Genomic DNA, 25,884 nt, shown 5'->3' with positions numbered 1-25,884 from the left:
GTCCGGTTTTCTCATCAGTGCCGCTTTCCGCGACCAATTCGCCCAAACTTGTCACCGCGACAAGAAAATAGGTCAGCATTGTTGACATAATTTCTGTGCCGTGGTGATCTGCCAGCATCATAAAAAGAGACTGAGGAAACCCCGATGCTGAACTGGGATGAAATGTTTGCGACGCGCTCGTCACGCATGCGCGCCTCCGAAATCAGAGAACTGCTGAAACTGCTCGATCAGCCCGATATCATCTCCTTTGCCGGCGGCATTCCGGATCCGGCGCTGTTTCCGGACAAGGAGTTCAAGGCAGCCTATGCCGGGATTTTCGATGGCGGCGCGGTCAACTCGGCGCTGCAATATTCGGTCAGCGAAGGCTACAAGCCGCTGCGCGAATGGCTGGTGAAGCAGATGGCCGGTCTCGGTATTGCCTGCGAGGCCGAAAACGTCTTCATCGTCTCCGGTTCGCAGCAGGGCCTCGATTATCTCGGCAAGCTCTTCCTGTCGCCGAAGGATACGGCACTGGTGACGTGGCCGACCTATCTCGGCGCGCTGCAGGCCTTCAACGCCTATGAGCCTTCCTACGACCAGCTGACGCCAAACGGCAACCGCACGCCCGAGAGCTACAAGGCGGCAGCCGCGCAGAACGGCGGCAAGGTGAAGTTCGCCTATCTCTCCGCCGACTTCTCCAACCCGACCGGCGAGACTGTCGACCGCGAAGGCCGCGAGAAGGTTCTGGCGCTGGCCGAAGATCTCGATATTGCCGTCATCGAGGACGCGGCCTATCAGAATCTCCGCTACGACGGAGAGGCGATTCCGCCGATCCTGTCGCTCGAGATCGCCAAAAAGGGCCATATCAACGATACTCGCACGATCTATTGCGGCAGCTTCTCGAAGACGCTGGCGCCGGGCCTTCGCGTCGGCTTCATCGTCGCCAACGCGCCCGTTATCCGCAAGCTGGTGCTGATGAAACAGGCGGCCGACCTGCATTCCTCGACGATCAACCAGATCGCCATCGCCGAGGTGGCCGAGCGCGGTTTCGATGCGCAGGTCGCCAAGATCAAGGCCGCCTACGGCCATCGCCGCGATGCGATGCTGGCAGCACTCGCCAGGCACATGCCTGATGGTGTCAGCTGGACGAAACCGGAAGGCGGCATGTTCATCTGGATCACGCTGCCGGAGGGCATGGATGGCGCGGCGCTGCTCGCCAAGTCAATCGAGACCACGCGGGTCGCCTTCGTTCCCGGCAAGGCCTTCTTCGCCGACGGCTCGGGCGCCAACACCATCCGCCTCAGCTTCTCCTGCGCCAACGATCAGATGATCGAGGAGGGCATTGGCCGTCTCGGCAAGCTGGTCGCCGGTGAGATCGGCGCGCTTTAGGGCGGATAGTCGGCGTGATTGGTGCGACGCGAGCTCCTGTCGGATACCCGGTTGCATCGACTCGCCTCGCGTTGCATCTTCCCGCCGCTTCGGAAGGTTGAGGAACGACGATGAGCGGGATCAAGGTCAGGATGGCAACTCTGTCTGATGCCGAGGAGCTGGCGAGGCTGATGGCCGAACTGGGTTATCCGACAACCTCCGACAGAATGACCGCCCGACTTGAGCGGCTGAGTGGCCGTGAGGACCACGCTATATTTGTCGCCGATGAAGACGGTGCGGTTGCCGGAATGATTGGCTTGTCCGTCTCTCCGACGCTCTACCGAGACGATCTTGATGGTGCCATCGTCGCGCTGGTCGTTTCCTCGAACTTCAGGGGAAGAGGCATTGCCGGATTGTTGGTCGCTCATGGCGAGCGCTGGCTCTATGACCGCGGCGCCCGCCTCGCGACGGTGAAACCCAACTCCCGCCGAGAAGACGCGCACCGCCTCTACAAGCGTTGCGGGTATGAACATACCGGGTTGAGATTTACGAAGGTTCTTGAAAGGCTCGGCGGATAGCGGTTCTCCGATGCCAAATCGGCGCCTGAAAGGCGCCGATCATTCTCTGATTTTTACTGGTTCAGGTGCGGGGCGATCAGTTCGAGATCGGCCTCGCTCAGCCGGTCGCTCGCCGTGTTGCGCTGGTGCCAGTAGGGATAGAGCAGCGGCGGGACGCTGACGTCGTCGAGGCGCTTGCGCTCTTCGGCTGTCAGCTTCAGGTCGGCTGCTGCAAGATTGTCCTTGAACTGCGCTTCCGTGCGGCCGCCGATGATGACCGAGGTCACCGTCCTGCGGCCGATCAGCCAGGCGAGCGCCACCTGGGCGGCCGAGACGCCGCGGCTTTCGGCGATCGAGACCAGCGTATCGACGATATTCCACAGACGGTTCTCGTCGCGGATCGGCGGCTCGGGCCAGCCGGCGAACTGGCGGGTGCCCTCAGGCGTCGCCTGGTTGCGGCGGTGCTTGCCGGAGAGCAGGCCGGCGGCCAGCGGGCTCCAGACGAGGACGCCGAGGCCCTGGTCGATCGACACCGGCAGCAGTTCGTATTCGGCATCGCGGGCTTCCAGCGTGTAGTGGATCTGCTGGCTGACGAAGCGCTGGTAGTTATGCTCTCTGGAGACGCCGAGCGCCTTCATGATGTGCCAGCCGGAGAAGTTGGAGCAGCCGATATAGCGGACCTTGCCCTGGCGCACGAGCGTATCGAGTGCCTCCATGGTTTCCTCGACCGGTGTCTGCCCGTCCCATTCATGCAGCTGGTAGAGGTCGATGACATCGGTCTTCATGCGGCGAAGGCTGGCTTCGCAGGCTTCGATCAGGTGCTGGCGTGAGGAGCCGACATCGTTCGGGCCGTCACCCATGCGGAAGCGGGCCTTGGTGGCGAGCATGACGCCGTTCTTGCGCTTGCCACCGAGCACTTCGCCGATGATCTCCTCGGAGGCGCCGGCCGAATAGACGTCGGCGGTATCGATCAGGTTGACGCCGGCATCGAGGCAGAGATCGACGAGGCGGCTGGCTTCGGCCACATCCTGGCTGCCGGTCGCCTTCGCCCAGCCGACGCCGCCGAAGGTCATGGTGCCCATGGTCACGGTTGAAATCTTCAGGCCGGAACGGCCAAGCAGACGATATTCCATTATCCTCTCTCCCAAATTTGAACGGAAACGCGCAATCTGCCGCAAACAAATAGCGGCTCGGCGTCATGGTCAAGCGCAGATGGCCATCTTCGACGCGGCATCTTTAGCCGACTGTCACAATCATGTTATTCGGCCTGTCTATGGAACGGCTAACTTTCACGCTCAGGGATATCACCATGAAGAAGAAGCTCTCCGCTCTCGCTGCGCTGATCGCGGCCGGTCTCGTCTCCGTTTCCGCCCATGCCGGCAATCTGGTGCTCTATACGAGCCAGCCGAACGAAGACGCACAGGCGACCGTCGACGGCTTCATGGCCGCCAACCCCGATATCAAGGTCGACTGGGTGCGCGACGGCACGCCGAAGATCATGGCCAAGCTGCAGGCCGAGATCGAGGCCGGCAATCCGGTTGCCGACGTTCTGCTGATCGCTGATACCGTGACGCTCGAGCGTCTGAAGGAAGCCGGCAAGCTGATGGCCTACAAGTCGCCGGAAGCCGCCAACTACGATGCGGCGCTCTATGACGCCGACGGCTACTACTATTCGACCAAGCTGATCACCACCGGCATCATGTACAACACCTCGGCCTCGATGAAGCCGACGAGCTGGAAGGACCTGACGAAGCCGGAAGCCAAGGGCCTCGTCACGATGCCGAGCCCGCTGACCTCGGGTGCGGCGCTGATCCATGCGCAGACGCTGGCCGGCGTTTCCGGTCTCGGCTGGGATTACTACAAGGCGCTTGCCGATAACGGAGCGACCGCCGCCGGCGGCAATGGCGCCATCCTGAAGGCCGTCGCCTCGGGCGAAAAGGCTTACGGCATGGTCGTCGACTACATGCCGATCCGCGAGAAGGCCAAGGGCGCGCCGGTCGAGTTCGTCTTCCCGGAAGAAGGCGTTTCGGCCGTGACCGAGCCGGTCGGCATCCTCGCCAGCGCCAAGAATGCCGATGCGGCGAAGAAGTTCGTCGACTACGTTCTCTCGGAAAAAGGCCAGGAAGGCTTCCTGAAACTCGGCTATATTCCGGCCCGCAACGGCATGAAGCTGCCGGAAGGCTTTCCGGCGCGCGACAGCATCAAGGTGCTGCCGATCAATGCCGCCGAGGCGCTGAAGAATACGGATCAGGATCTGAAGACCTTCTCGGGTATCTACGGGTCGAATTGATCGAAACCGGATAGTCGATGCAGGGTTACGTTCGTCCGGGAAACAGCCAGCCAGCCTGGCTGTTTCCCTTTATCATTCTGGTGGTGCTTGTTCTGAGCGTCCTGCCGCTGGCGCGGCTGGCGGTGGCGGGGATCGCTGCGCTGTCGAATGGCGGGGCAGGGGCGGTGCTCGGCGACCCGGCGCTCTGGTCGGCGACCTATTATACGCTGCTGACGGCGGTGTTCGGCACCATCATCTCGCTCGTCATCGGCTGCGCTTTCGCCTTTCTGCTGACGCTGACGGATATTCGCGGCAAGGGGCTGATCAGCTTCCTGTTCGTGCTGCCGATGATGATCCCGCCGCAGGTCACGGCGCTTGCCTGGGTGCAGATGTCCGGGCCATCGAGCCCGCTTCTGAAGGCGCTGCATATCGCCCCGCCGCTCGGCACGCCGCAGCCGCTCTATTCGGTCGGCGGCATCGCGCTGCTCTACGGCGTCCAGCATGCGCCGCTCGTCTATCTCGCGCTGCGGGCCGGGTTGATGAGCCTGCCGCGCGACGGCGTCGAGGCGGCCCGGCTTTCCGGCGCCTCCAGCCTGCGGGTGTTTCGCGATATCATCCTGCCGCTGTCACTGCCCGGTGTCATCGCGGGTGCGGCGATCTCCTTCGTCTCCTGCACCGGCAATTTCGGCATTCCTGCGATCCTCGGCATTCCGGCTTCGATCTATACGCTGCCGACGCTGATCTTCTCGAAATTCTCGGCCTTCACCAGCCGCACCTTCGGGGACGTGGCGCTGCTCTCGGCGATCATCGCGCTGATCTCGGTCGCGGGTCTCGCCATCCAGGAGCGGGCGCTTCGCGGGCGGGATTACCGGGTGCTGGGTCTCTCCGGGGCGACCGCCGCATTCGAGCTCGGCGGCTGGCGTCATGTCTTCACGCCGCTGCTTTGGATCGTGCTGTTCTTCATGCTGGCGGCGCCGTTCTTCGCGCTGGTCGCGGGCGCGCTGGTTCCGGCTTACGGCGTGCCGCTGACCTTCAAGACCATGTCCTTTCACGCCTTCTCGGAAATCCTGTTCCGCCAGGCGATCACCCGCACTGCGTTCGTCAATTCGCTGTCGCTGGCGGCGGGTGCTGCTCTGTGTCTCCTGGTGGTGACCGTGCTTGCCGCCTATGCGCTCAGCAGGCGGCGGGATCTTCTGGCGCGGCTGGTTTCGAGTGCGATCGAGATACCCTATTCGCTGCCGGGCATCGTCATTGCCGTGTCCTTCATTCTGGTCTTTGCGGCGCCGCTGCCGGTTGTCAACGTCACGCTTTACGGCACGGTCTGGATCATTCTCGTTGCCTATCTCTCGAGCTTCTTCGCCGTCAGCCTGAAGCCCGTCGTCAGCGCCTTTCATCAGCTCGATCCGGCGCTGGAAGAGGCCGCGCGTCTTGCCGGAGCCGGCTTCTTTCGGCGGCTTGCCGATATCATCGTGCCGCTGATTGCGCCTGCTGCCGGCGCCTCCGTCATCCTCGTCTTCCTCATTGCCTGCAACGAGCTGACGATCTCTGCGCTGCTCTGGTCGGCGGGAACGCAGACGCTGGGTGTCGCGATCTATAATCTCGACGACAGCGGCAGTTCGGATCTTGCTTCGGCGCTCTCCGTGCTGGTCGTGCTGATGGTCGTTTTCATGATGCTACTTCTGGAACTGATGGCAAAGCGGCTGCCCAAGGGAGTGGTGCCGTGGCGAAACTGACGCTCAATCAGGTCAGCAAGGACTTCGGCACCGGGCGTGCGGCCGTCAGTGGCCTTTCGCTCGATGTTCGGGACGGCGGCTTTCTGGCGCTGCTCGGTCCCTCCGGCTGCGGCAAGACGACGGTTCTCAGGATGATCGCCGGGTTCGAAACGCCGACGGATGGTTCGATCCATCTCGGCGAGCGGCTGCTTGCCGATGCCTCGCAATCGCTGCCGCCGGAGCGGCGCAACATGGCGATGGTCTTCCAGTCCTATGCGCTCTGGCCGCATATGAGCGTTGCCGACAATGCCGGATATCCGCTGAAGGTGCGCGGCGTGAAGGGCGAGGCCTATCGCAGCAAGGTGCGCGAGGCGCTGGCGACGGTGCGGCTCAGCGACTATGCGGACCGGCGCCCCGCCGATCTTTCCGGCGGCCAGAGGCAGCGCGTGGCGCTGGCCCGCTGCCTGGTGACATCGCCCGATGTCGTGCTGCTCGACGAGCCGCTCGCCAATCTCGACCGGCACCTGAAGCAGGAGATGGAAGAGACGTTCCGCGAGTTCCACCAGCGCTCCGGCGCGACGATGATCTATGTGACGCACGACCAGAGCGAGGCGATGGCGCTGGCGACCGACGTTGCCGTGATGTCGGAAGGGCGACTGCTGCAGGTGGCGGCGCCTGCCGAGATCTATGCGCGGCCGGAGGGACGGATGGTCGGTGGGTTGATCGGCCGTGGTGCTATCTTGCGTCTTGCGTCACCGCTTGGTGATAAGCGTGTGCTTGATTGGGACGTGATGCGTACGGCGCTGGAGGCTACCGGTACGGGCGGTGACATGAGCGATATCCTCGTGCGGCCCGAGGATGTGGTGATCGGCGGCGAGGGCATCCCCGCTCTCGTCGACAGCGTGCTCTATGAGGGCGAGCGCTATGCGGTGAAGCTGTTGCTTGCCGATGGCCAAGTTCTCCGCGCCTTCAGCCGCGAGCGGGTTTCGGCGGGCGATAACGTGATGGCGGCGGTGCGTTCGGCCTGGCGGCTCTGATCGGGCTTCGGCCTTCACGAATGCAATTTTCGTCTGTACCAATGGCGAAGCAGCATGCAAACGGGAATGCCTGATGTCGCTTCGCCTCGCTACCTTCAATGTCGAAAATCTGATGACGCGTTTCGACTTTACCGGCTTTCGCAACCAGCTGCGCCAGGACCGGGTCATCCAGCTCTTCGAGGTGCGCAACGAGGGCGTCTACCAGCAGCTGGAGCAGGCGCGCGTGATCGCGGCGACCGACGATACCCGCCAGATGACGGCCTTGGCGATCGCTGATGCCGATGCGGATATCCTCTGCCTGCAGGAAATCGACAACATGGCGGCGCTGCAGGCCTTCGAATACGGCTATCTGTTCCGCATGGTCGGCAATGGCTACCGGCAGAAATATCTGGTCGAGGGCAATGACAGCCGCGGCATCGACGTTGCCGTGCTGATGCGCGAGGAGACGCGCGACGGACGCAAGATCGAGCTTCGCGACATCAAGAGCCATGCGATGCTGACCTATCGCGATCTCGACCTGTTCGACGAGACGCTGGGCCAGAATGCCCATATCGACGACAAGATCTTCAAGCGCGACTGCCTAGAGCTCGATCTCCTGATCGGCGGCGTGCCCTTCACGCTCTATGTCGTGCATTTCAAATCGATGGGCAGTCCGCGCGACGGGCTGGACGGGCGGCAGGCGACCATGCCGGTGCGCCGCGCCGAGGCGCGCGCCGTGCGCCGGATCATCGAGAACCGCTTCGGCGCCGGGCAGACGGCCACGAAGAATTTCGCCATCTGCGGCGACATGAACGACTACCAGGAACGCGTCGATGTGATCGGCACGCGCCGCACCGGCTATCGGTTCGAGCACAAGAACGAGGCCGAGAGCGCACTCGACGTTTTCAGCCATGACGGTTTTGCCGAGAATGTCATGCGCCGCCGCGACGAAATGGATCGCTGGACGCTCTACCACGCCCGCGGGCCTCAGGAGCAGTGGCTCTGCCAGCTCGATTATATCTGGCTGTCTCCGGCGCTAGCCAGCGTCAATGCCGGGCGCCAGCCCGAAATCATCCGCCACGGCCAGCCTTTCCGCACCGTCTTTCCGCCGGGCCAGGAAGTCGAGCGCTATCCGCGCACCGGCTGGGACAGGCCAAAGGCGTCCGACCATTGCCCTGTAGTCATGACACTGGATTTGAAATGAACTCGATATTTTCAGAGGAATTTGCCGGCTGGCCGCCGGAGCAGACCGTATTTCCCGTTGCCAAGATCGACCTTCGCGTTCTCGACGGCGAGCATCCCTACCGGATATCCAGGCGCGACGAGATCGCCGCCAACTGGGAGGCCGAGGTGAAGGCCAATCCGGCGCTTTTCGACGGGCGCATGGTGTTTCAGCACCGGCTGGCATTCGGCGAGGATGGGATCAGGGGGCAGGGATACGTGATCCCGTTCTCGACCTTCATGTACTGGCGGCGCCAACAGGACCGGACGGGCGGCATGCACCTGTTCGCCTATCCTGTCATCGAAACCTCCGACAACGCGCTGGTGGCGATCCGCATGGGCGCGCATACCGCCAATCCCGGCCAGGTCTATTTCGCTGCCGGTTCGCTGGAGCCCGAGGATATCGCATCCGGCGTCTGTGACCTCGAATTCAACATGCGCCGCGAGGTGCTGGAGGAGACCGGTCTCGATCTCGCCCATTCGACGCCGGGCGACAGCTACTATGCCAGCCGCTTCCGCCGCACCGTCACCGTCATGCGGCTGTATCGTTTCGATCTGACTGCGGACGAGATCGTCGAGCGGATCGCGGCGCATATGTTGGTGGCCGAAGACAAGGAAATCGCCGGTGCGGTGGCGATCCGATCCGCCGATCATTCCGCCTATCCGTATAACGTCGCCATGCTGCCGGTCATCGATTGGTATTTTGGTAATCCAGACAAAACCTAAAACCTTGCACTCGTTTCGCCGGTCGGGCAGGTTGGCGGTTCGATGACCGATTCAAGGAGGCCGATGTGGCGCGCAGCTACAGCGTCTACGATGTGTTCACCGACCGCAAGCTCGCCGGCAATCCGCTGGCCGTCATCTTCGACGGCGAGGACCTGAGCGACGAGGCGATGCAATCGATCGCCCGCGAAACCAATCTGTCCGAGACCGTCTTCGTCCAGAAGTCGGCCAATCCCGCCTATAGCGCCAGGATCCGCATCTTCACGCCGGGCCGTGAACTGCCTTTTGCCGGTCATCCGACCGTGGGTACCGCGATCGCGCTCGCCGAGCGCACGCATGGCAGCGATGCGACGCTCGATCTCGTCTGCGTGCTGGAAGAAAATGTCGGGCCGGTGCGCTGTGCGGTGCGGCTGCGCGAGGGCGTCGCGAGTTTTGCCGAATTCGATCTGCCGCGCAAATCGCAGCAGATCGCCATGCCGCTCGAAAAGCTCGGTATCGCCAACGCGCTGTCGCTGAAGGTGACGGAGGTGGGATTCGAGAATCACGTTCCGTCGATCTGGAGCGCCGGCGTGCCGTTCCTGCTGGTGCCGATCCATGACGTCGGTGCGGCCCAGCGCATGGAGTTCGATCCGCAGCTTTGGGAAAAGACGGTGCCCTTCGTCGATGGCGCGCTGGCTTCGGCCTATATCTACTGCCGCGGCGGGGTGAACCATTCGGCGAAGTTCCACGCGCGGATGTTTGCGAGCGGAATGGGGATCGTCGAGGACCCGGCGACCGGTTCTGCGGCGGCTGCACTCTCCGGAGCGATTCACCATTTCGACCGTCTGCCTGATGGTCATCACCCGATCACCATCGAACAGGGTGTGGAAATGGGCCGGCCCTCGATTATCCACCTTCACATGGATGTCGAGGCTGGAGCGATCTCAAACGCCCGGATTGGCGGCCAGGCAGTGCGTTTGGCCACGGGTTCGCTCGACCTTTGATTTCATTGCATTTCAGCCATGCAGAAAAAAATCGAAGAATTTTTCGAGGGGCGCTAGACAAGGTCGAATATCCTGTTTATACGCCCCCTCACACCGCGCCGAGAGGCACGGGACACCGAGCGGAAACGCAAGGGAATGGGTGATTAGCTCAGTTGGTAGAGCAGCTGACTCTTAATCAGCGGGTCGTAGGTTCGAGCCCTACATCACCCACCATCTTCTCCTTGAAAAGATTGAAGATAAAGCACCGCAGCGCCCCACCAGGGGCGCTGCGCTTTTGCGTTTTGGAAAGCCGCTAACGCGGGAATTTGTTGTAGAAAGATTCCGGATCGTAGACGCAGGCGTAGTCGAGAACGCACTGCTTTCCGGTGGCGTCCCTGAGGCTCGTGGTCGCCCATTTGTCGCCCAGCCGGCACTGCGATGGCGGGTGGCGGAAACTGCGGCCGCCGATGCCGATCCGGACGAAGACGGCCGGGTTCTGGCGGATGATTTTCGCGAGTTCGCTGCAGGTGTGATCGCGAGCCTTGACCTCGATGGCATCCAGGGCGAAGGCGGCCGACGGCAAAAGCACTGCGGCGGCGAGTGCGGCGATGACGATCTTCATATGCGGATTCCCTCTCATGCGCGGCGGCAGGAATTGTCTCTGGCCTCCATCATCAGATGGTTGCGTTTTCCGGCCAGACAAGCCCGTCAGCGCGCGATCGCGGTGCGTCTGATGTAGCGGGCGCAGAGAGCCAGCAGGATGACGCTGAAGGCGCAGAATACGCTTCCGCCCGCCGCCTTGTATCCGAGCACGCCAGCGACGCCGCCAAGCAGGAAAAACAGCACTGTCGCAGCATGCAATGTCAGGCGGCGGACGATCTGCGGGCGTTCCGGTGCGGCCTTGCCGCCGATCAGCAGCGCGAGACCGACGCCGATATCGGTGGCGATGCCGGAAACATGGGTGGTGCGCACGCGGCTGCCGGAGATGCGCGTCGAGGCGGCGTTCTGGATGCCCATGGTGAAGCTGAGGAGCCCGGCGATGGTGATGCCGTTCGCGGCCGGTCCGGCGCTGCCGGCATAAAGCCCGACGGCGAGCAATAGCGCTGCTTCGGAGAGCAGTGTCAGGGCGTAGATGTTGGCAAGCCGCCGCTGCTTGCCGATCTCGATGAACAGCGAGGCGCTGAAAGCGCCGAGCACGAACATCACGACAATCATCAGGAAGGCGAGGGCAGCGCTGAATTCGCGGATCGACATGTGATCGGAGATCATCGAGACATTACCGGTCATGTTGGCGGAGAAATAGCCGAAGGCGAGGAAGCCCGCGCTGTTGACGCCGCCCGCCACAAAGGCGAGCACGGCCGCGAGAAGGAGATCGATCTTAGATGTGCGGCTATCGCCTTCGTGGACCAGCATATCGGGGAAGCTCGCTGAAACGCCTTGAGAGCCCTCAGTCAGCCGTGAGTCTGCGATCGGCGCAAGCCGTGAAAATCATGGGTGTTATGCGAACATCCGCGGATCGGCGCGGGCGGCGTCTTCCTGGCGATATTCCCAGCCATCAGGGGTGATGCGGCGCCAGGTGGGCCGTCCATCGCTCGTATAGCTGCCGTCGATCGACTTGCGGGGCGGGAAGGGCGCGGCACACTGGTGCCAGATATAGCTGTTCGGCGGTGGTGGATTCAAAAACCTGGTCAATCGCTTCAACATGGCGAACCCCGAGGGTGGTGAGGCCCGCCGCGTTAGGGGTGAGGCGGGCCTTTGAACAGGAGGACATACGCAAAACTGACGCCTCGTCATGGTTGTAGCATTGATGCCGGAAAATCCAGCGTGACACGGGCGTGACATTGGCATTTGCGCGGTTACGTTGAATAAATCGTAGCGAAGCTGCGGCCGCTATTGATTTCGGCACAGTTGGTAACATCTTCATCCCATTGCCAGTTTCGACACAGGGGATATCAATGCCGAAGTCCGCCCTCGCTTTTGTCTGCCTTTCCGCTCTTCTTTTGTCTTCCTGCGGGAATACCGCCTGGGGCCTGAAGAAGGACGGCCAGGACGCGAGCCATGCCATGGACAATGCCACGCATCGTGTTCTCTCGGCCGGTGCCAAGAAGTAGCGCCGCCCGGCCTGCAGGCGGCGCCCTTCGGGCTGCCGCCTAGCGCATCGGCTGCGGCGTCGGCGCGCTGATCGTGCTCTTTGAAGAGAACAGCACGAAGGCAAACAGCAGCACGCCCACAAAGACGATCAGCGAGGAGACGGCGACGAGCGGTTCCATCGCCATATTGCCTTCGAGCATCATGTAGAGCGACGGCACCATGATCACGACGCCGGCCGTATATATGTAATATTGGATCATCGCGATCCGGCGCTCGGCCTTGGCCGGGTTCAGCGCGTAATAGACGCCGAACAGCGCCATGCTGACCCATCCCAAGAGATTACAGTGCGCATGTGCACCGATCACCGTATGATCTTCCGATATCGCCATCTTCAGCCCGATGCCGATGCCGATGATGAAGAAGATGACCGCGGTTTTGAAGTAAAGTTCAGCTAGACGTGGCATGATATTTCCCCTCCGTTCGTCTGCAATCAAGACTAGCACTTGTTGCGATCCGGGAAAATGCATGCTTTTCTATGAGGAGCTGCTGACGTTTCTTTCGATAGAAAGAAACCCCGCCGGGGGCGGGGCAGCTGGGGAAGTGAGAGTAAAGCGATCTCCATCGCACGATATGAACTAGGGCGGCACGCTTTGCCGGCTACCCCTCATGAGCAGAAATTCCGTGTCCGGGTATGGTTAATTTTTTAACTATATCGGCAGTAGGGTGGAACGGAAGCGAGCTGCTTGCCGTTGTGGCAGCGAACTGGAGGAAACGATGATCTTCAAAATCTTTGCTGCCAAACCCGAAGTCGAAACCGCCGACACCGGCACCTTTGCGGATGGGCATTTCGAAACCCAGCGCATCGACGTCAGCAGCCGGCGTGATGGCCGTTACCGTTCCTCGCATGAGCGTGACTATGGTCCGGGACGCAAGATTGCCGAGGTTCCGCTCGGTCTCGCCTGATCGTCAGGCGGTCTTTTCCGTCAGTGCCCGGAAGGCGAATTTCCGGTTGCACTCACATCTGATGATATAGGTCTCCTGAAAATTGGAGGCCTTTTCCTCGAAGAAGCCGCGCGGCATCTCGTCTATTAGAAATGCCGGATGCTTGCGCGTCGGGTGATCGTCTTCCGAGACTTCTGCGATACCGGTATTGCCGCATTGCGGGCAGGTGAGCTTCTTCGAAAAGCGGTCGCGTGCGGCCATTTCATTTCCTTCCAGATTCACCCGGTCATACAGGCGAACGGCTTTCCAGGAAAGCCGCTCAGGGTGCTGGCGTCTCGATATGCTGTGGTTTCGGCGTCGATCCCGTCGTTGCGGGATCGGGTCCGGGCGATATGGCGACCGTGCCTGCAATGATGACCGCGACGATGGCGCCGGCGATCCCGAAGGTCCAGATCAGCCAGCTGCGGCGCTCCTGCTCGTAGATACGCTGTTCCTCCTCGGCGGGAGAAATATAGGGTTGCCGGCCCTCGGCCCTGTTTTTATCAGCCATGAAAACTCCGTGCTTTTAGGGGGAACAGGCCGATGCCCGGATTGTTCCCGCCACGGAGCTTCAAAACCGGCTCAGTCGGTGGCGACCGTCGTGACCGCAGGCGCCTGGTTGTCGGAGGAGACGACGGCCGTCGGCAGCGGCGTCCCGCGCTTGCGCTCGCGCACCAGAGTCAGCAGGCCGGAGCAGATGATCAGCGCGATGCCGCCTGCCATCGGCAGGTCGATCGTGTCGTCGAAGATCAGGTAGCCGAAGGCGATCGCCCAGATCATCTGGCTATATTGCGGCGGGGCCACGAGATTGGCCGGAGCGAGGCGGGCGGCGGTCATCAGCAGCACGTTGCCGATCGCGCCGAGAATGCCGTAGCTCGCAATGAAGAACCATTCGCGTGCCGTCGGGATGGCGATGTTGGAGACCATCAGCAGGCCGCTGACGATCAGCGTGCCCAGGAGGCCGGCGCCATAGAGCGACAGGCGCTTTTCCGCCGGACCCATGGCGCGCAGGATGACGATCGAAATCGCGGCGCTGATGCCGCCGATCGCGGCTGCCAGATGGCCGACGGAGAGTTCGCGAAAGCCCGGGCGCAGCACGATCAGCACGCCGATGAAGCCGACGATGACGGCCGTCCAGCGCTGCCAGCGGACATCCTCCTTCAGGAAGATCACCGAGAGGATAGTGACGAAAGAGGGGAGCAGGAACAGCAGGCAGAAGGCTTCCGCCATCGGCAGCTTGGTGAAGGTGATGATCGAGGCGATGGCGCCGATCGCGCCGCAGGCAAAGCGCAGCATCCATAGAGTGCGGTTCGAGGTCTTCACCAGATCCGTCCAGCTGTCGTCCTTGCCCTTGATGAAGGGGAGGACGACGATGCCGAAAGCGCAGCCGAGAAAGGCAATCTGATAGGCGGGGATCGCACCGTGGAGGATCTTGATCGACGCGTCGCTGAAGGCAAAGACGGCATAGGCCGCAAACGCGACGAGGACGCCGCGAAGCGGCGAGGCAGAGGAGGGCATGACATAGAATCGCGTGAGAGGGATCGCAGCCTTCCATACGCGGGAAATACCGCCCCAGGCAGGGGCGGCGGCGAATAGCTGCCATGCCGTTTCGGCGGTGCTGTCTTGCCGTCAGCGTGCCTCGCTGCGCAGCTGGGCGCCATATTCGCGGTAGATGCTCAGGCAGTCGGTGTAGCTCAGCGTGCCATTGTCGCCATAGACGATATGGACGCTCGAGGCGTCGGTTGCGGCTTGCTCGACGACGAAGAGAATGGCGTCGCCGAGCGATTTGCCCGTGATCGGCAGGTCGCTGCCATCTTCCTTGGTCATTCCTTCGACGGTGGCTGCAATCTTGCGATGGCTGAAAACGGCGCGTCGGTCTTCCGGCGTCATGAAAATGTCCTCAATCGAAAAGGGGGCGATTTGCCCTTACGATCGATGAAACGCCCGGCGGGGCATTTTGTGCCAAAGAGAGTGAACCGATCACGCAAGATTTGACCTTTCCGAAGCCGGATAAGGGGCGTATGCACGGTCATCCCCTTTTTGCCGGCCGGTCCGCCCCGGGCCATCCGCCGCCGGCGCCACGGAATCGCAATCGCATTGGCTTCTCGATGACCCCGGCTGACATGACAGACAAGATCGACGACGCGGCAAGCGCCCGCCAGGCGAAGATCGTCGCGCTGGTGGTTGCCGTTTCCTTCTTCATGCAGATCCTCGACGGCACGATCGTCGCCACGTCGCTGCCGCAGATGGCGGCAAGCTTCGGGGTGCAGCCGGTGTCTATGAGCATCGGCATCACCGTCTACATGCTGACCGGCTCCGCCTTCATTCCGCTGTCTGGATGGCTCGGCGACCGCTTCGGCGCCCGGCGTATCTTCCTGATTTCGATCGCCGTCTTTACCGGCGCCTCGCTGCTTTGCGGCCTTTCCGGCAGCCTGACGCAGTTCATCATCGCCCGCGCCATCCAGGGCGCAGGCAGCGCGCTGATGACGCCGGTCGGGCGGATCATCGTGCTGAAGAACGCGCGGAAATCCGAACTGGTCCAGGCGATCGCGCTGATCACCTGGCCGGCGCTGACGGCACCCGTCGTCGGCCCTGTGCTCGGCGGGTTCATCACCACCTATGCGAGCTGGCACTGGAACTTCCTGATCAACATTCCGATCGGCCTGATTGGTCTGTTCCTGGTGATGCGCTTCGTGCCGGAGCAGAAGGAAGAGGAAACAGGCAGGCTCGATATCCTCGGCTTCATCCTCAGCGCGCTCGGGTTGACGCTGCTGCTGACGGCGCTGGAGATTTCGGTCAAATGGCATGGCGGGATGCTGCCCGTCGCCGCGATGTTCGCCGGCGGCGTGCTGTTTTCCTACCTCGCGACGCGCCACTTCTTCGTTGCGCAAAACCCGCTGCTCGATCTCTCGGCCTTCAAGGTGCAGACCTTCGCGCTCTCGACGCTCTATGCCGGAACAGCCTGCCGCGTGGCGATCAATGCGACGCCGTTTCTGCTGCCGCTGCTCTTCCAGCTCGGGTTCGGGATGAGCTCGATTGCGGCGGGCGCCTACCTGCTCGTCTACTTCCTCGGCAATCTCGGGATGAAGACGGTGACGACGCCGCTGCTGGCGATCTTCGGCTTCCGCAACGTGCTGGTGTTCAACGGCCTGATCGCGGCGGGCTCGATCATCGTCTGCGGCTTTTTCACCGAGAGCACGCCGCAGGTGCTGATCTATGCCATGCTGTTCATCGCCGGTCTGTCGCGCTCGATGGAATTCACGGCGCTCAATACGCTGGCCTTTGCCGATATCAATTCGGCGCAGCGCAGCTCCGCCTCGACGCTGTCGAGCATGCTGCAGCAGGTATCGCTGCTGCTGGGTGTTGCTGTCGCAGCGGCTGCGCTCAACATTTCGGCTGCCTTCCGCGCAGCGCCCCAGCCGGAGCTTTCGGATTTTCGCTGGGCGTTTCTGACCGTCGGGCTGATCGGCATCGTGTCCTGCCTGCGGTTTGCCAAGCTTCCGCCGGAGGCGGGTGCCGAGGTTTCGAAGCACCGGCGATACTCAAAAAAAGTCTGATTGCGATGGAACCATTTGGACTTACCGGCGTTTATCGCGCGGGTTAGTGCGTCCTCTTGTGTCTTTTCATTCTTAATCGCGCCTTGGCGGATACTACCGCAAGGTGAAGGTACATTGCAGATGGTGTCGTTTGAAATTCGACGGTCGATATATTTCCGGGGACGGGGCGGATTTGCTGCTGTTTACGCACGATGACCGATACAATACGACAATCCAGAGCAGACGATTCGGCCGCCAGGCAGCCACGTTGCTGCGAGGCAGAGTCCGGAGGCGGAATGGGTGACGACACGGTCGATGCGGGCAAGACGATCCGCATCCTCTACATCGATGACGACGATGCGCTCGCAATGCTGATGCGTCGCAATCTGTCCCGGCGGGGTTTTACCGTCGAATGGGCGGAAGACGGCGCGACGGGGCTGAAGCGTGTTGCCGAAGGCGGCATCGATGCGGTCATCCTCGATCACTTCCTCAAGGCCGAAACCGGGCTCGACATCCTGCCGAAGCTGATGGAACTGCCGGATCATCCGCCCGTCATCTACGCCACCGCGTCCGGTGATACGAGCGTTGCCGTCGCCGCCCTGAAGGCGGGGGCTGACGATTACGTTTTGAAGGGCATCTCGCACGACTATTTCGATCTTCTGGCCGCCGCCCTCGAACAGGGGCTGGAGCGGGCACGCTTCCGCCGCGAGACAGCGCAGGCGCAGGAAGTGATCCGCCAGCAGCGTGACCATGCCGAAATGCTGCTCGCCGAAGTCAATCATCGCATTGCCAACAGCCTCGGCCTCGTCGGCGCGCTGATCCGCATGCAGTCGTCGATGACGACGGACCAGGTGGCGATCGACGCATTGCAGGAAACGCAGATGCGCATCAATGCGATCGCCAGCGTGCACCGCCGCCTCTATACCAATCGCCAGGTCGGCACCGTGCAGATCGACGAATATCTCGGCAGCCTGCTGACCGAGCTCGAGGCGTCGATGCGCGACGACAAGCGGCCGCACCGGGTGGTGCTGGCGGCAAAGCCGGTCAATCTGGCGACCGACAAGGTCATCACGCTCGGCCTTATCGTCAGCGAGCTCGTCACCAATGCCTTCAAATACGCCTATGGCGACGGCATCGAGGGCGAGGTTCGCGTCATCATCGACCAGACCGACGATCTCCTGCGCGTCATTGTCGAGGATGATGGTGCCGGTTTCGATCATGCCGGTCCGGCAAAGGGCACGGGCCTCGGCACGAAAATCCTGACCGCGATGGCCGCTAGCCTGAAATCCGAGCTCGGCTACGACAGGGAACATCGCGGCACGCGGGCAACGCTTGTCTTCTCGATCGGCTGAGCGGCTGACGAAGCGCCGGGGAGGGACGCTTGGCTAAAATCTGTACGCCTGACGAGGTGCTGCGCTTCTGGCTGGAAGAATGTGGCCGTGACATGTGGTTCCGGTCGTCGCTGGCGCTGGACGAGCAGATCATGGCGCGGTTTCGCGACACGCATCTGACGCTTGCCGGCGGCGGCGTCGAGACGTGGCGGGCGACGCCCGAGCAGCGTCTGGCCGCGATCATCGTCCTCGACCAGTTTCCCCGCAATATCTACCGCGCCACGCCGCTTGCCTTCGCGACCGATCCGCTGGCGCTGCGGGAGGCGAAGCTCGCGATCGAGGCGGGGGCGGACAAGGCGATTGCGGCGGCGCATCGCTGCTTTTTCTACATGCCATTCGAGCATTCAGAAGTGCTCGCCGAGCAGGATCGCTCGGTGGCGCTGTTCGAAGAGCTGGGTGATGCCGAATATGCCGATTACGCGCGGCGTCACCGCGAGGTGATCGTCAAATACGGACGCTTTCCGCATCGCAATGCGATCGTCGGGCGCAGTTCGAGCGAGGCGGAGCTCGCCTATCTCGCGCAGCCCGGCTCCGGCTTCTGACCGGGCATTTTCACATCCGCCTTTCTGTCGCCTTTCTTTGCGATAAGAAGCGGCCTCATTGATTGATAGAATCCTGCGGGGATATTTTGCGGCCCATTCATTTCCTGCTCCGAAGCCTCGTTCTGGTGATGCTGACGATTGCGACGCTGGCACAATCCGCCGGTGTGCCGATGGCGCAGGTCGCCCAGCCGGCCGCACCGGCACCCGCCGCGCAACCGGCGCCAGCACCGGCAGCCCCGCCTGCAGCCGCTCCTGCCCCAGCCGCCGCGGCTCCCGCAGCCGCTGCGCCGCAGGCTGACGCTCCGCTTGCCAATAGCGGGCTCGAACAGGCTCTGAAGGATATCGAGGGCGCCAAGAAGAAGCTTGCCGCCTATCAGGAAAGCGCCAAGACCAATGCCGGCGATGACGACGCGCTGGTGACGCTTGCCGGTCAGGTGGACGAACTCGGCCGCGGTGTGATCGCGACATCCGTCGGTCTTCGCCCGCGTTTCGATCAGATCAAGAACCGCCTGGCCGAGATCGGCGAGCCGCCGAAGGACGGGCAGCCGCCGGAAGCCGAGATCGTGACCAACGAGCGCAATGCGCTGACGGCCGAGCGGTCACAGATCAACGCGGTGACCGGCGATGCCGAGAACCTCTCGATGGCGATCAACAAGCTGACCAATCAGGTCGCCGAGACCCGCCGCCGGCTGTTTGCCGCAACGCTGCTGCGCCGGACCGACGTTTCGATGTCGGTGCTCGACGATGCCGGGAGTTCGTTCCTGGTCGAAGTCGGGAAGTTCAATGACGCGCTGACAAGCTGGCTGGTCTTCGTCTGGAAGTTCAAGAGCCTGCCGATGTTTACGGCGCTGTTCCTGTCGCTGGCGACCGCGCTCATCCTGCTTTCCGGCGGCTACCGGATTTTCGGCCGGTATCTGAGGCGCGACGACAGCATCGAGCAGCCGAGCTATATCAGCCGCCTGTCGATCGCCTTCTGGGCGACCGTCATCCGCACCTCGTCGCTCGTCGTGCTGCTCGTCACCTCCTATTTCTTCCTCGATAGTTTCAATGTGCTGCGGCCCGACATCGCGCCTGTCGTTGCCGCGCTGTTTGCGGCGATCGGGCTTATCTATTTCGTGCGGCGCTTCACCAATGCCGTCTTTGCGCCGGGTGAGCCGCACTGGCGCCTGGTGCGCCTCTCCAATCGCGGGGCGCAGTCGATCGGCGCCTGCCTGCTGGCAATGGCGATCGTCAATGCGCTCGATTATTTCTTCGGCAGCATCGGCGAGGCGATGGGATCGCCGCTGGTTCTGACGGTAGTCCGCAGCCTGATTGCGTCGATGATTATCGGCCTGATCCTGATTGCCGCCTCCTTCGGCCGCCCGATGCTGGCCCGCAGCGGCGATCCGGATGCGCCCGGCCGCCGCTGGCCGCGCGGCATGGCGATCATCCTTAGGGTGCTCGGTGCCGGCCTGATCATCACGGCGCTGACGGGCTATGTCGGTCTGGCGCGTTTCGTCGCCACGCAGCTGATCATCACCGGCGCCATCGTCGTCACCACCTATATCGGTCTCTTGTCTGGCAAGGCGATCTCGAAGACCGAGACCTTTGGTGAGACTTTCATCGGCCGCTTCCTGATGCAGCGTTTCAAGCTTGGTCCTGTTGCAGTCGACCAGGCGGGGCTTGCCGTTGGTCTGGCGATCTATGCCGTGGCGCTTATGACCGGCATTCCGCTGGTGCTGCTGCTCTGGGGCTTCCACATCCAGGATCTGCAGCAGATCGCCTACCGGCTGTTCACCGAGGTTCGTCTCGGCGGCATCAGCATCTCGCTGGTCGGCATCTTCACCGGCATTCTGCTCTTTGCCGGCGGCTATCTCGTCACGCGCTGGATCCAGCGCTGGCTCGACGGCAATGTCATGGCGCGCAGCCATGTCGATCTCGGCGTGCGCAACTCGGTCAAGACAGGTATCGGCTATCTCGGCGTCGGCGTTGCCGCCATCATCGGTGTTTCGGCAGCTGGTATCGACCTGTCGAGCTTCGCGCTCGTCGCCTCGGCCCTGTCGGTCGGTATCGGTTTTGGCCTGCAGAATATCGTTTCGAATTTCGTCTCCGGTCTGATCCTGCTGGTCGAGCGTCCCTTCAAGGTCGGCGACCACGTTGTATCGGGAACGGCCGAAGGTATCGTCACCCGCATCTCGGTGCGCGCGACCGAGATCGAGACCTTCCGCAAGCAGTCGATCATCGTGCCGAACTCGGAGCTGATCAACGCTGCCGTCGGCAACTGGACGCATCGCAACAAGGTCGGCCGTTCGGAAATTCCGGTCTCCGTCAGCTACGATGCCGATCCGCAGAAGGTGATGGATATCCTGCTCGAGCTCGTAAACGCCGTGCCGCAGGTGCTGCGCAATCCCGAGCCGCATGTCGAGTTCCTGCGCTTCGGCACCTATTCGCTGGATTTCGAACTGCGCTTCATGCTGGCCGATATGGGCGACGGCTTGAAGGTACGCAACGGGCTGCGCATAGCCATCCTTCGCCGCTTCCGCGAGGAGGGGATCGAGATCCCGCTGCCGCAGAGCGACATCACCTATCATCGCGACAATGCGACGCCGCCGCTCATCCAGGCGAAGGACGAGCCGGAAGAAAATCCTAAGGATAACGAGACAAAGGAAGAAGGCGGCCAGGTACGCCAGTTGCGCGGCAAGACAGCCGATGGCAAGCTCAAGGGCTAGGGGTCTTATTCAGCGGCCGTTCACGGGCGGCCGGCTATAAGGTTCGGGTAATCGGGTTTTCGCTGCTGGGGGCAGCAGCGCCGATATGCTCCTGGGGAGGGCGCGTCAACGCGCCGTTACGAATGGCAAGACTTGCCGCCGGACTGCTTCTTTCCCTCTTCGCCGCCTGGGGCGCATCAGCGGCGACCATCACCAATACGGACCCAGCCGCGGTCGTCCTCGTCATCACCGAGGGCGGCAACAAGGTGGAGATCGTCGTCGATAGCGGCGCTTCCGAAAACCTCTGCGCATCCGGCTGTTTCATGACGACGCCTGACGGCGATCGCATCGGCCTCGATGGCGGCGAGACGATCGAGATCGTCAAGGGTTCGGCAGTCATCAAGTAAAGCGCTTGCGCCCGGAACGGGGTTGTAGCCGCTGACGGCCTGCTCAGCTCTTGCGGGCGCTTGCGCATAATCTTTTAAGCATAAGCAAAAGAAGGTATCGGGCGGGCGCTGCAAGAACTTCCGGGCGGTTTTCCGGGGCGTTCGATTAATAATTATTCAAATGAATTGATATATCTGTCCCATCGAGGGGCACATTTTCATTCAAAGGTTTGCTATGTCGTTTTTAGGTATTTCGGGAATGCAATATTCCGGCGAAATGTTTGCGGGTGCGCGTATTATTCTTGCCGAGGATTCCAACGTCTTCACGTCGATGGTCAGCAAGCGGCTGAAGGAGCTGTTCGACATCACGGTCGAAGTATGCCGTGACTTCGAGGAGCTGCAGCTCGCCTACGACAAGTCGTCCGATCCGATCACGCTGGCGATCTCCAACATCAACCTGCCGGGCGCCGAAAAGGGCGAGGCACTGGAATATCTGGTCGATCTCAGCATTCCGACCATCGTCTTCACCGGCACGTTCAACGAGACCCTGCGTGACGAGCTGATGGCCAAGGACATCGTCGACTATATCCTCAAGGACAATGTCTTCGCCGTCGATCTCCTGTCGGAATCGATCTGCCGTTTCCTCACCAACAAGCGCCATCACGTGCTGATCGTCGACGACAGCGCGACGGCCCGTGCACTGCTCTCCAGCCGTCTGAAGCGCTATAATTTCCGCGTCAGCGTGGCCGAAAGCGGCGCCAAGGCGCTCGAGATCCTCAAGGCCAATCGTGACATCGGCCTGATGGTCACCGATTACAACATGCCCGATATCGACGGCTTCGAGCTGACACGCCGGATCCGCGCCAATATCGGCTCGCATGAACTGCGCATCATCGGCGTTTCCTCGTCTTCGAACCGGCTGCTTTCTGCCCGCTTCCTGAAGGCCGGCGGGAACGATTTCATGCTGCGCCCGTTCATCGACGAGGAGTTCTATTGCCGCGTCAATCAGAACCTCGATACTTTGCTGCAGATCAAGACGATGAAGCGAGAGCGAGCGGTTGCATAGTTCGACGATCTTCCATGACGGATTGTGGAGGGCCCCCGGATGAACGAGGGCCCTGCTTCCGTTGTTAAGAGAAGTCGAATTTTTGCAATTTCAGGTTATTTTAGAGCCCGCTTGGCTCTTCACCCAATTGGGTGTGTCCGCTATCGTCCGAGCCGTTGTGGAAAGAGTCGATTCGACTCTCTCTTGCAGCACGGGGAGTAGGGGACTGAATGGCTTTCCAGGCGGATTTCAATCGGGACAGTTCCGCGCCGCGTTTCGGCGGCCATAAGATACTGCTGGTTGAAGATTCCCGCATGTTTTCCGCGGTTTTGTGCCATCGCTTCCAGACGGAGCTCGGCCTGAACGTCAAAGCCTGTCCTTCGCTCAAGGCGCTGCAGGAGGCGCTGGCCCAGGATTCTCACGGCTACACAATGGCCGTTGTCGATCTCAATCTGCCGGATGCGCCCTATGGCGAGGCGCTGGACTGCGCGATCGAGCGCAAGATTCCGGCAATCGTCTTTACCGCGACATTCGACCTCGAGACGCGCAACCGGATCATGGAGCGCAATGTCATCGACTATGTGCTCAAGGACAATGAATTCGCGCTCGACAATCTGGTATCGACCGTCCGCCGGGCGATCACCAATCGCAAGACGCGGGTGCTTGTCGTCGATGACGTCGCATCGGCGCGTCAAGTGCTGGTCGATCTCCTGACGGCGCAGCAATATATGGTGGTCGAAGCCAATTCCGGCCTCGAAGCGTTGGCAGCGCTGGAGGCATACAGCGATATCGAGCTGGTGGTGACTGATCATCACATGCCCGACATGAGTGGCTATGAGCTGACGCGGCGCATCCGTCACCGTTTCGGCTCCGACAAGATCCGGGTGATCGGTGTGTCCTCGTCCAACGACAGGATGCTCTCGGCGAGCTTCCTGAAGGCCGGGGCGAGCGATTTCGTCTACCGACCCTTCGTGGCCGAGGAGCTGCAGTGCCGTATCGCGAACAATGTCGAGACGCTGACGCAGATGAAGCAGCTGCGCGCTGCTGCCGCCTGCGATTATCTGACAGGTCTCTATAACCGGCGCTATTTCTACGATTACGGCCCGAAGGTCGTGAACGAATGTCTGCGCCAGAAGTCGGCGAGCTCGGTCGCCATTCTCGACATCGACCATTTCAAGCGGCTGAACGACACCTATGGTCACGAGATCGGCGACAAGGTGCTGATCGCGGTGGCCGCGCGGCTGGCGACGATCTTCGAGGGCAGCGACAATCTTCTGTCGCGCCTCGGCGGCGAGGAATTCGCCATCCTCTTCCCGATGATGGATTCGCAGGCTGCGACGAAGCTCTGCGACGAGGTGCGCTCGGATCTGTCGCGTCTGAAGGTTTCGGCCGACGACGAGGAGCTGTCGGTGACGGTCTCCATCGGCGTTGCCGAAATTGCCGGCTATGAGACCTTCGAAAACTATCTGAATGCTGCCGACCAGTTCCTCTACATGGCCAAGCACAAGGGCCGGAACATGGTCTATTCGGACGCCCGCATGACGGAAGAAGCGGCGCAATAGGCGCCGCTCCGAATGTCCAATCCCGCTATTTTCAGGCTGCCAGCGCCTGGCGCGCCGTTGCCATGGTCATCTTGCGTTCGGCACGCTCCTGCTGGGGCGAGCGGTTGTAGAGTTCGCGATAACACTTGGAGAAGTGCGAGGCGGAGACGAAGCCACAGGCGACGGCCACTTCGACGACAGGCATCGACGACTGCACCAGGAGATGGCGGGCGCGGTCGAGGCGGATTTCGAGATAGTAGCGGGCAGGCGAACGGCCCATTTCCTGGCGGAACAGGCGCTCTATCTGGCGGCGCGACAGGCCGGCGCCATCGGCGATCTCCAGCAGCGACAGCGGCTCGGCGAGATTGCCTTCCATCAACTCGATGATGGAGAGAACCTTGGCGTTCTGGACGCCGAGGCGGGCGCGCAACGGCAGGCGCTGGCGGTCATGCGGGCTGCGGACGCGGTCGGTCAGGTGCTGCTCGCAGATGCGGTTGACGAGACTCTCGCCGAAATCCTGGCCGACGAGGTTCAGCATCATGTCGAGCGAGGCGGTGCCGCCGGCGCAGGTATAGAGATTGCTGTCCACTTCATAGAGGTCGGCATAGACCTCGGCCTGCGGGAAGGCTTCGGAGAAGCCCGGCAGGTTTTCCCAGTGGATCGCGCAACGCTTGCCATTCAGGAGCCCTGCCTGAGCAAGCAGATGCGCGCCCGTACAGAGACTGCCGACGGCGACGCCGCGGTTATAGCTTTCGCGCAGCCAGGCGTTGACGGACTTGTTGTTGAAGTCCTCGACATCGATGCCGGAACAGACGAGCACCATGCTCGGGCGGTTCTCGCCGCCGAGATGACGGCGCTCTTCGGCGAGCGAGGAGTTCGCCTCAACGCCGATGCCGCAGGAAGAATAGACCTTGTTGCCGTCAACCGAGGTGAGGCGCCAGGTGTAAGCCTGATAGCCGAGCATACGGTTGGCGATGCGCAGCGTGTCGATCGCCGCCGAGAACGGCAGCATGGTGAACTGGGGAACCATGAAGAAGACGAGAGAGCGCTTCTTGGTCAGCATCTTGTTCATTGAGCAAAATCCATGCTGGAGGGCGATGCATATTGGTTGCCTGAAATGCGTCGCCTAGATGTTCCAAAAGCGACATTCGCATGGAAATATGCGGCTAGTAAGAGCAATTTTGCGACATTGTCGGAAAGGGCTTCCGTCAATTGCCCAAAGCGAGGGTCAAAAGTCGCTCGGTGAAACTGCTTTCAAATATATGCTTCTGAAATTCAAGATTAAATTTTGCCGCCCGGAAACGATGAGGGCGGCGCTGCCAGTGGCAGGACGCCGCCCTCACGCTGGGAGGTATGTCGCATTCATTACATAACCTTGCGTTCGTCCGCGGCTTCTGCCGACGGGTAACCCACGTCCTTGCGGATGTCGAACGGCATGGATTCGATTTCACGCGCTGCCTGCCACTGCTGCCAGGAGTGCGAAACCTTCTGAAGAAGGCTGCCTACGTCGAAATGCAGGCCGGATGAGCTCTTGGTCTCGCGATAGGTGATGGTGGTCATTGTCCTCGTCCTTTGTTCGTCAGGCGTGTTGCGCCTGTTCCACATATTAGATCTTGCTATCCATCAATCAAACGAATTGATTTTATGGATACCATCAGTTTTGTTGAAGCTCTTCGTCATCAGCTCACGCTCGGCTGCGGCGGCTGCGTAAGGATCGACATCGGCGATCAGGTGATGGGGCAGGGCCGTCATCTGGCGCATCGTGTTGTTCCAGGCGGTGCGCTGGATCTGCCGCGAGCGGAGCGCGAAGAAGGCGTCAATTGCGGTCTGTACAGTGTCAGTCATCATGGCCTCCTGTGTTCGTGTTTCAGCCATGA

At 61.6% G+C, this 25,884-nt stretch carries 29 protein-coding genes and 1 tRNA gene; 18 read left to right on the top strand and 12 right to left on the bottom strand.

Going from position 1 to position 25,884, the window contains the following annotated elements; translation table 11 throughout:
* Nucleotides 1-144: 144 nt before the first annotated feature.
* Entirely contained in the window at nucleotides 145-1,368 is a 1,224-nt protein-coding gene (locus ACQZ5H_RS07690) for an aminotransferase-like domain-containing protein (protein WP_449097226.1), read from the top strand.
* A gap of 110 nt (nucleotides 1,369-1,478) precedes the next feature.
* Nucleotides 1,479-1,925 (top strand): GNAT family N-acetyltransferase, encoded by a 447-nt coding sequence (locus ACQZ5H_RS07685; protein WP_449097225.1) that lies wholly within the window; start codon nucleotides 1,479-1,481, stop codon nucleotides 1,923-1,925.
* Between the two features lie 53 nt (nucleotides 1,926-1,978).
* Here ACQZ5H_RS07685 and ACQZ5H_RS07680 read toward each other — a convergent pair whose 3' ends face one another.
* On the bottom strand, nucleotides 1,979-3,037 hold the full coding sequence (locus ACQZ5H_RS07680; protein WP_413709722.1) for an aldo/keto reductase: 1,059 nt from the start codon (nucleotides 3,035-3,037) through the stop codon (nucleotides 1,979-1,981).
* 176 nt (nucleotides 3,038-3,213) lie between these two features.
* On the opposite strand from ACQZ5H_RS07680, the gene ACQZ5H_RS07675 reads away from it, so the two are divergent.
* From ACQZ5H_RS07675 to ACQZ5H_RS07645, 7 genes are all read left to right on the top strand, one after another.
* On the top strand, nucleotides 3,214-4,194 hold the full coding sequence (locus ACQZ5H_RS07675; protein ID WP_112715291.1) for an ABC transporter substrate-binding protein: 981 nt from the start codon (nucleotides 3,214-3,216) through the stop codon (nucleotides 4,192-4,194).
* 17 nt (nucleotides 4,195-4,211) lie between these two features.
* Nucleotides 4,212-5,906 carry an ABC transporter permease gene (locus ACQZ5H_RS07670; RefSeq protein WP_449097224.1) on the top strand — a complete coding sequence of 565 codons (1,695 nt, stop codon included), beginning with the start codon at nucleotides 4,212-4,214 and terminating at the stop codon, nucleotides 5,904-5,906.
* Nucleotides 5,894-6,922 (top strand): ABC transporter ATP-binding protein, encoded by a 1,029-nt coding sequence (locus ACQZ5H_RS07665; RefSeq protein ID WP_449097223.1) that lies wholly within the window; start codon nucleotides 5,894-5,896, stop codon nucleotides 6,920-6,922. The genes ACQZ5H_RS07670 and ACQZ5H_RS07665 overlap by 13 nt, the downstream gene beginning before the upstream one ends.
* Before the next feature lie 73 nt (nucleotides 6,923-6,995).
* Nucleotides 6,996-8,105, top strand: coding sequence for an endonuclease/exonuclease/phosphatase family protein (locus ACQZ5H_RS07660; RefSeq protein WP_449097222.1), 1,110 nt, complete (start codon nucleotides 6,996-6,998; stop codon nucleotides 8,103-8,105).
* Nucleotides 8,102-8,848 (top strand): NUDIX hydrolase, encoded by a 747-nt coding sequence (locus ACQZ5H_RS07655; protein WP_449097221.1) that lies wholly within the window; start codon nucleotides 8,102-8,104, stop codon nucleotides 8,846-8,848. The genes ACQZ5H_RS07660 and ACQZ5H_RS07655 overlap by 4 nt, the downstream gene beginning before the upstream one ends.
* A 65-nt stretch (nucleotides 8,849-8,913) precedes the next feature.
* Complete coding sequence (locus ACQZ5H_RS07650) at nucleotides 8,914-9,828, top strand: PhzF family phenazine biosynthesis protein (protein ID WP_130278074.1); 915 nt, start codon at nucleotides 8,914-8,916, stop codon at nucleotides 9,826-9,828.
* Nucleotides 9,829-9,965: 137 nt separating this feature from the next.
* Nucleotides 9,966-10,041, top strand: a tRNA-Lys gene (locus ACQZ5H_RS07645).
* A 79-nt stretch (nucleotides 10,042-10,120) separates the two neighbouring features.
* On the opposite strand, the gene ACQZ5H_RS07640 is transcribed toward ACQZ5H_RS07645, so the two are convergent.
* The 3 genes from ACQZ5H_RS07640 to ACQZ5H_RS07630 form a co-directional block, all read right to left on the bottom strand.
* Entirely contained in the window at nucleotides 10,121-10,429 is a 309-nt protein-coding gene (locus tag ACQZ5H_RS07640; RefSeq protein WP_112715279.1) for a hypothetical protein, read from the bottom strand.
* An 86-nt stretch (nucleotides 10,430-10,515) separates the two neighbouring features.
* Entirely contained in the window at nucleotides 10,516-11,220 is a 705-nt protein-coding gene (locus ACQZ5H_RS07635; RefSeq protein WP_449097220.1) for a YoaK family protein, read from the bottom strand.
* A gap of 84 nt (nucleotides 11,221-11,304) precedes the next feature.
* Nucleotides 11,305-11,499, bottom strand: a complete 195-nt coding sequence (locus ACQZ5H_RS07630) for a hypothetical protein (RefSeq protein WP_449097219.1) — start codon at nucleotides 11,497-11,499, stop codon at nucleotides 11,305-11,307.
* Nucleotides 11,500-11,762: 263 nt separating this feature from the next.
* Here ACQZ5H_RS07630 and ACQZ5H_RS07625 point away from each other — a divergent pair, with 263 nt between their 5' ends.
* Nucleotides 11,763-11,918, top strand: coding sequence for an entericidin (locus ACQZ5H_RS07625; RefSeq protein WP_112715273.1), 156 nt, complete (start codon nucleotides 11,763-11,765; stop codon nucleotides 11,916-11,918).
* A gap of 39 nt (nucleotides 11,919-11,957) precedes the next feature.
* Here ACQZ5H_RS07625 and ACQZ5H_RS07620 read toward each other — a convergent pair whose 3' ends face one another.
* Nucleotides 11,958-12,362: a hypothetical protein gene (locus tag ACQZ5H_RS07620; protein ID WP_112715271.1), complete on the bottom strand. Its 405-nt coding sequence runs from the start codon at nucleotides 12,360-12,362 to the stop codon at nucleotides 11,958-11,960.
* A 310-nt stretch (nucleotides 12,363-12,672) separates the two neighbouring features.
* Between ACQZ5H_RS07620 and ACQZ5H_RS07615 the strand changes: the two genes are divergently transcribed.
* The gene (locus tag ACQZ5H_RS07615; RefSeq protein ID WP_112715269.1) at nucleotides 12,673-12,861 is read left to right on the top strand and encodes a hypothetical protein; all 189 of its coding nucleotides are present in this window, start codon (nucleotides 12,673-12,675) and stop codon (nucleotides 12,859-12,861) included.
* A gap of 3 nt (nucleotides 12,862-12,864) precedes the next feature.
* Here ACQZ5H_RS07615 and ACQZ5H_RS07610 read toward each other — a convergent pair whose 3' ends face one another.
* The 4 genes from ACQZ5H_RS07610 to ACQZ5H_RS07595 form a co-directional block, all read right to left on the bottom strand.
* Entirely contained in the window at nucleotides 12,865-13,101 is a 237-nt protein-coding gene (locus ACQZ5H_RS07610) for a hypothetical protein (RefSeq protein ID WP_112715267.1), read from the bottom strand.
* Nucleotides 13,102-13,159: 58 nt separating this feature from the next.
* The gene (locus tag ACQZ5H_RS07605; protein WP_449097218.1) at nucleotides 13,160-13,390 is read right to left on the bottom strand and encodes a hypothetical protein; all 231 of its coding nucleotides are present in this window, start codon (nucleotides 13,388-13,390) and stop codon (nucleotides 13,160-13,162) included.
* 71 nt (nucleotides 13,391-13,461) lie between these two features.
* Entirely contained in the window at nucleotides 13,462-14,397 is a 936-nt protein-coding gene (locus tag ACQZ5H_RS07600) for a DMT family transporter (protein ID WP_130278078.1), read from the bottom strand.
* Between the two features lie 111 nt (nucleotides 14,398-14,508).
* Nucleotides 14,509-14,769 (bottom strand): hypothetical protein, encoded by a 261-nt coding sequence (locus ACQZ5H_RS07595; protein ID WP_112715261.1) that lies wholly within the window; start codon nucleotides 14,767-14,769, stop codon nucleotides 14,509-14,511.
* A 218-nt stretch (nucleotides 14,770-14,987) separates the two neighbouring features.
* Here ACQZ5H_RS07595 and ACQZ5H_RS07590 point away from each other — a divergent pair, with 218 nt between their 5' ends.
* The 7 genes from ACQZ5H_RS07590 (at nucleotide 14,988) to ACQZ5H_RS07560 (ending at nucleotide 24,028) form a co-directional block, all read left to right on the top strand.
* Nucleotides 14,988-16,436 (top strand): DHA2 family efflux MFS transporter permease subunit, encoded by a 1,449-nt coding sequence (locus ACQZ5H_RS07590; protein ID WP_449097217.1) that lies wholly within the window; start codon nucleotides 14,988-14,990, stop codon nucleotides 16,434-16,436.
* Nucleotides 16,437-16,711: 275 nt separating this feature from the next.
* Entirely contained in the window at nucleotides 16,712-17,767 is a 1,056-nt protein-coding gene (locus tag ACQZ5H_RS07585) for a sensor histidine kinase (RefSeq protein WP_112715257.1), read from the top strand.
* 29 nt (nucleotides 17,768-17,796) lie between these two features.
* A complete protein-coding gene (locus ACQZ5H_RS07580) occupies nucleotides 17,797-18,348 on the top strand; it encodes a DUF924 family protein (RefSeq protein ID WP_112715255.1) in 552 nt (183 codons plus the stop codon).
* Between the two features lie 128 nt (nucleotides 18,349-18,476).
* On the top strand, nucleotides 18,477-21,056 hold the full coding sequence (locus tag ACQZ5H_RS07575) for a mechanosensitive ion channel family protein (RefSeq protein ID WP_207225132.1): 2,580 nt from the start codon (nucleotides 18,477-18,479) through the stop codon (nucleotides 21,054-21,056).
* A 122-nt stretch (nucleotides 21,057-21,178) separates the two neighbouring features.
* On the top strand, nucleotides 21,179-21,442 hold the full coding sequence (locus ACQZ5H_RS07570; protein ID WP_112715253.1) for a hypothetical protein: 264 nt from the start codon (nucleotides 21,179-21,181) through the stop codon (nucleotides 21,440-21,442).
* Nucleotides 21,443-21,656: 214 nt separating this feature from the next.
* Complete coding sequence (locus tag ACQZ5H_RS07565) at nucleotides 21,657-22,487, top strand: response regulator (protein ID WP_112715251.1); 831 nt, start codon at nucleotides 21,657-21,659, stop codon at nucleotides 22,485-22,487.
* A 209-nt stretch (nucleotides 22,488-22,696) separates the two neighbouring features.
* The gene (locus ACQZ5H_RS07560) at nucleotides 22,697-24,028 is read left to right on the top strand and encodes a diguanylate cyclase (RefSeq protein ID WP_449097216.1); all 1,332 of its coding nucleotides are present in this window, start codon (nucleotides 22,697-22,699) and stop codon (nucleotides 24,026-24,028) included.
* Nucleotides 24,029-24,059: 31 nt separating this feature from the next.
* Here ACQZ5H_RS07560 and ACQZ5H_RS07555 read toward each other — a convergent pair whose 3' ends face one another.
* From ACQZ5H_RS07555 to ACQZ5H_RS07545, 3 genes are all read right to left on the bottom strand, one after another.
* Nucleotides 24,060-25,079, bottom strand: coding sequence for a GlxA family transcriptional regulator (locus ACQZ5H_RS07555; protein WP_112715247.1), 1,020 nt, complete (start codon nucleotides 25,077-25,079; stop codon nucleotides 24,060-24,062).
* 293 nt (nucleotides 25,080-25,372) lie between these two features.
* Nucleotides 25,373-25,567 (bottom strand): hypothetical protein, encoded by a 195-nt coding sequence (locus ACQZ5H_RS07550; RefSeq protein WP_449097215.1) that lies wholly within the window; start codon nucleotides 25,565-25,567, stop codon nucleotides 25,373-25,375.
* 63 nt (nucleotides 25,568-25,630) lie between these two features.
* Entirely contained in the window at nucleotides 25,631-25,852 is a 222-nt protein-coding gene (locus tag ACQZ5H_RS07545) for a hypothetical protein (RefSeq protein ID WP_148194699.1), read from the bottom strand.
* Nucleotides 25,853-25,884 lie beyond the last annotated feature (32 nt).

The sequence above is a fragment of the Rhizobium sp. 21-4511-3d genome (genome assembly GCF_053522545.1).
Note: the sequence above shows the minus strand (reverse complement) of the source record. Positions and strands in the feature narration are given on the sequence as shown.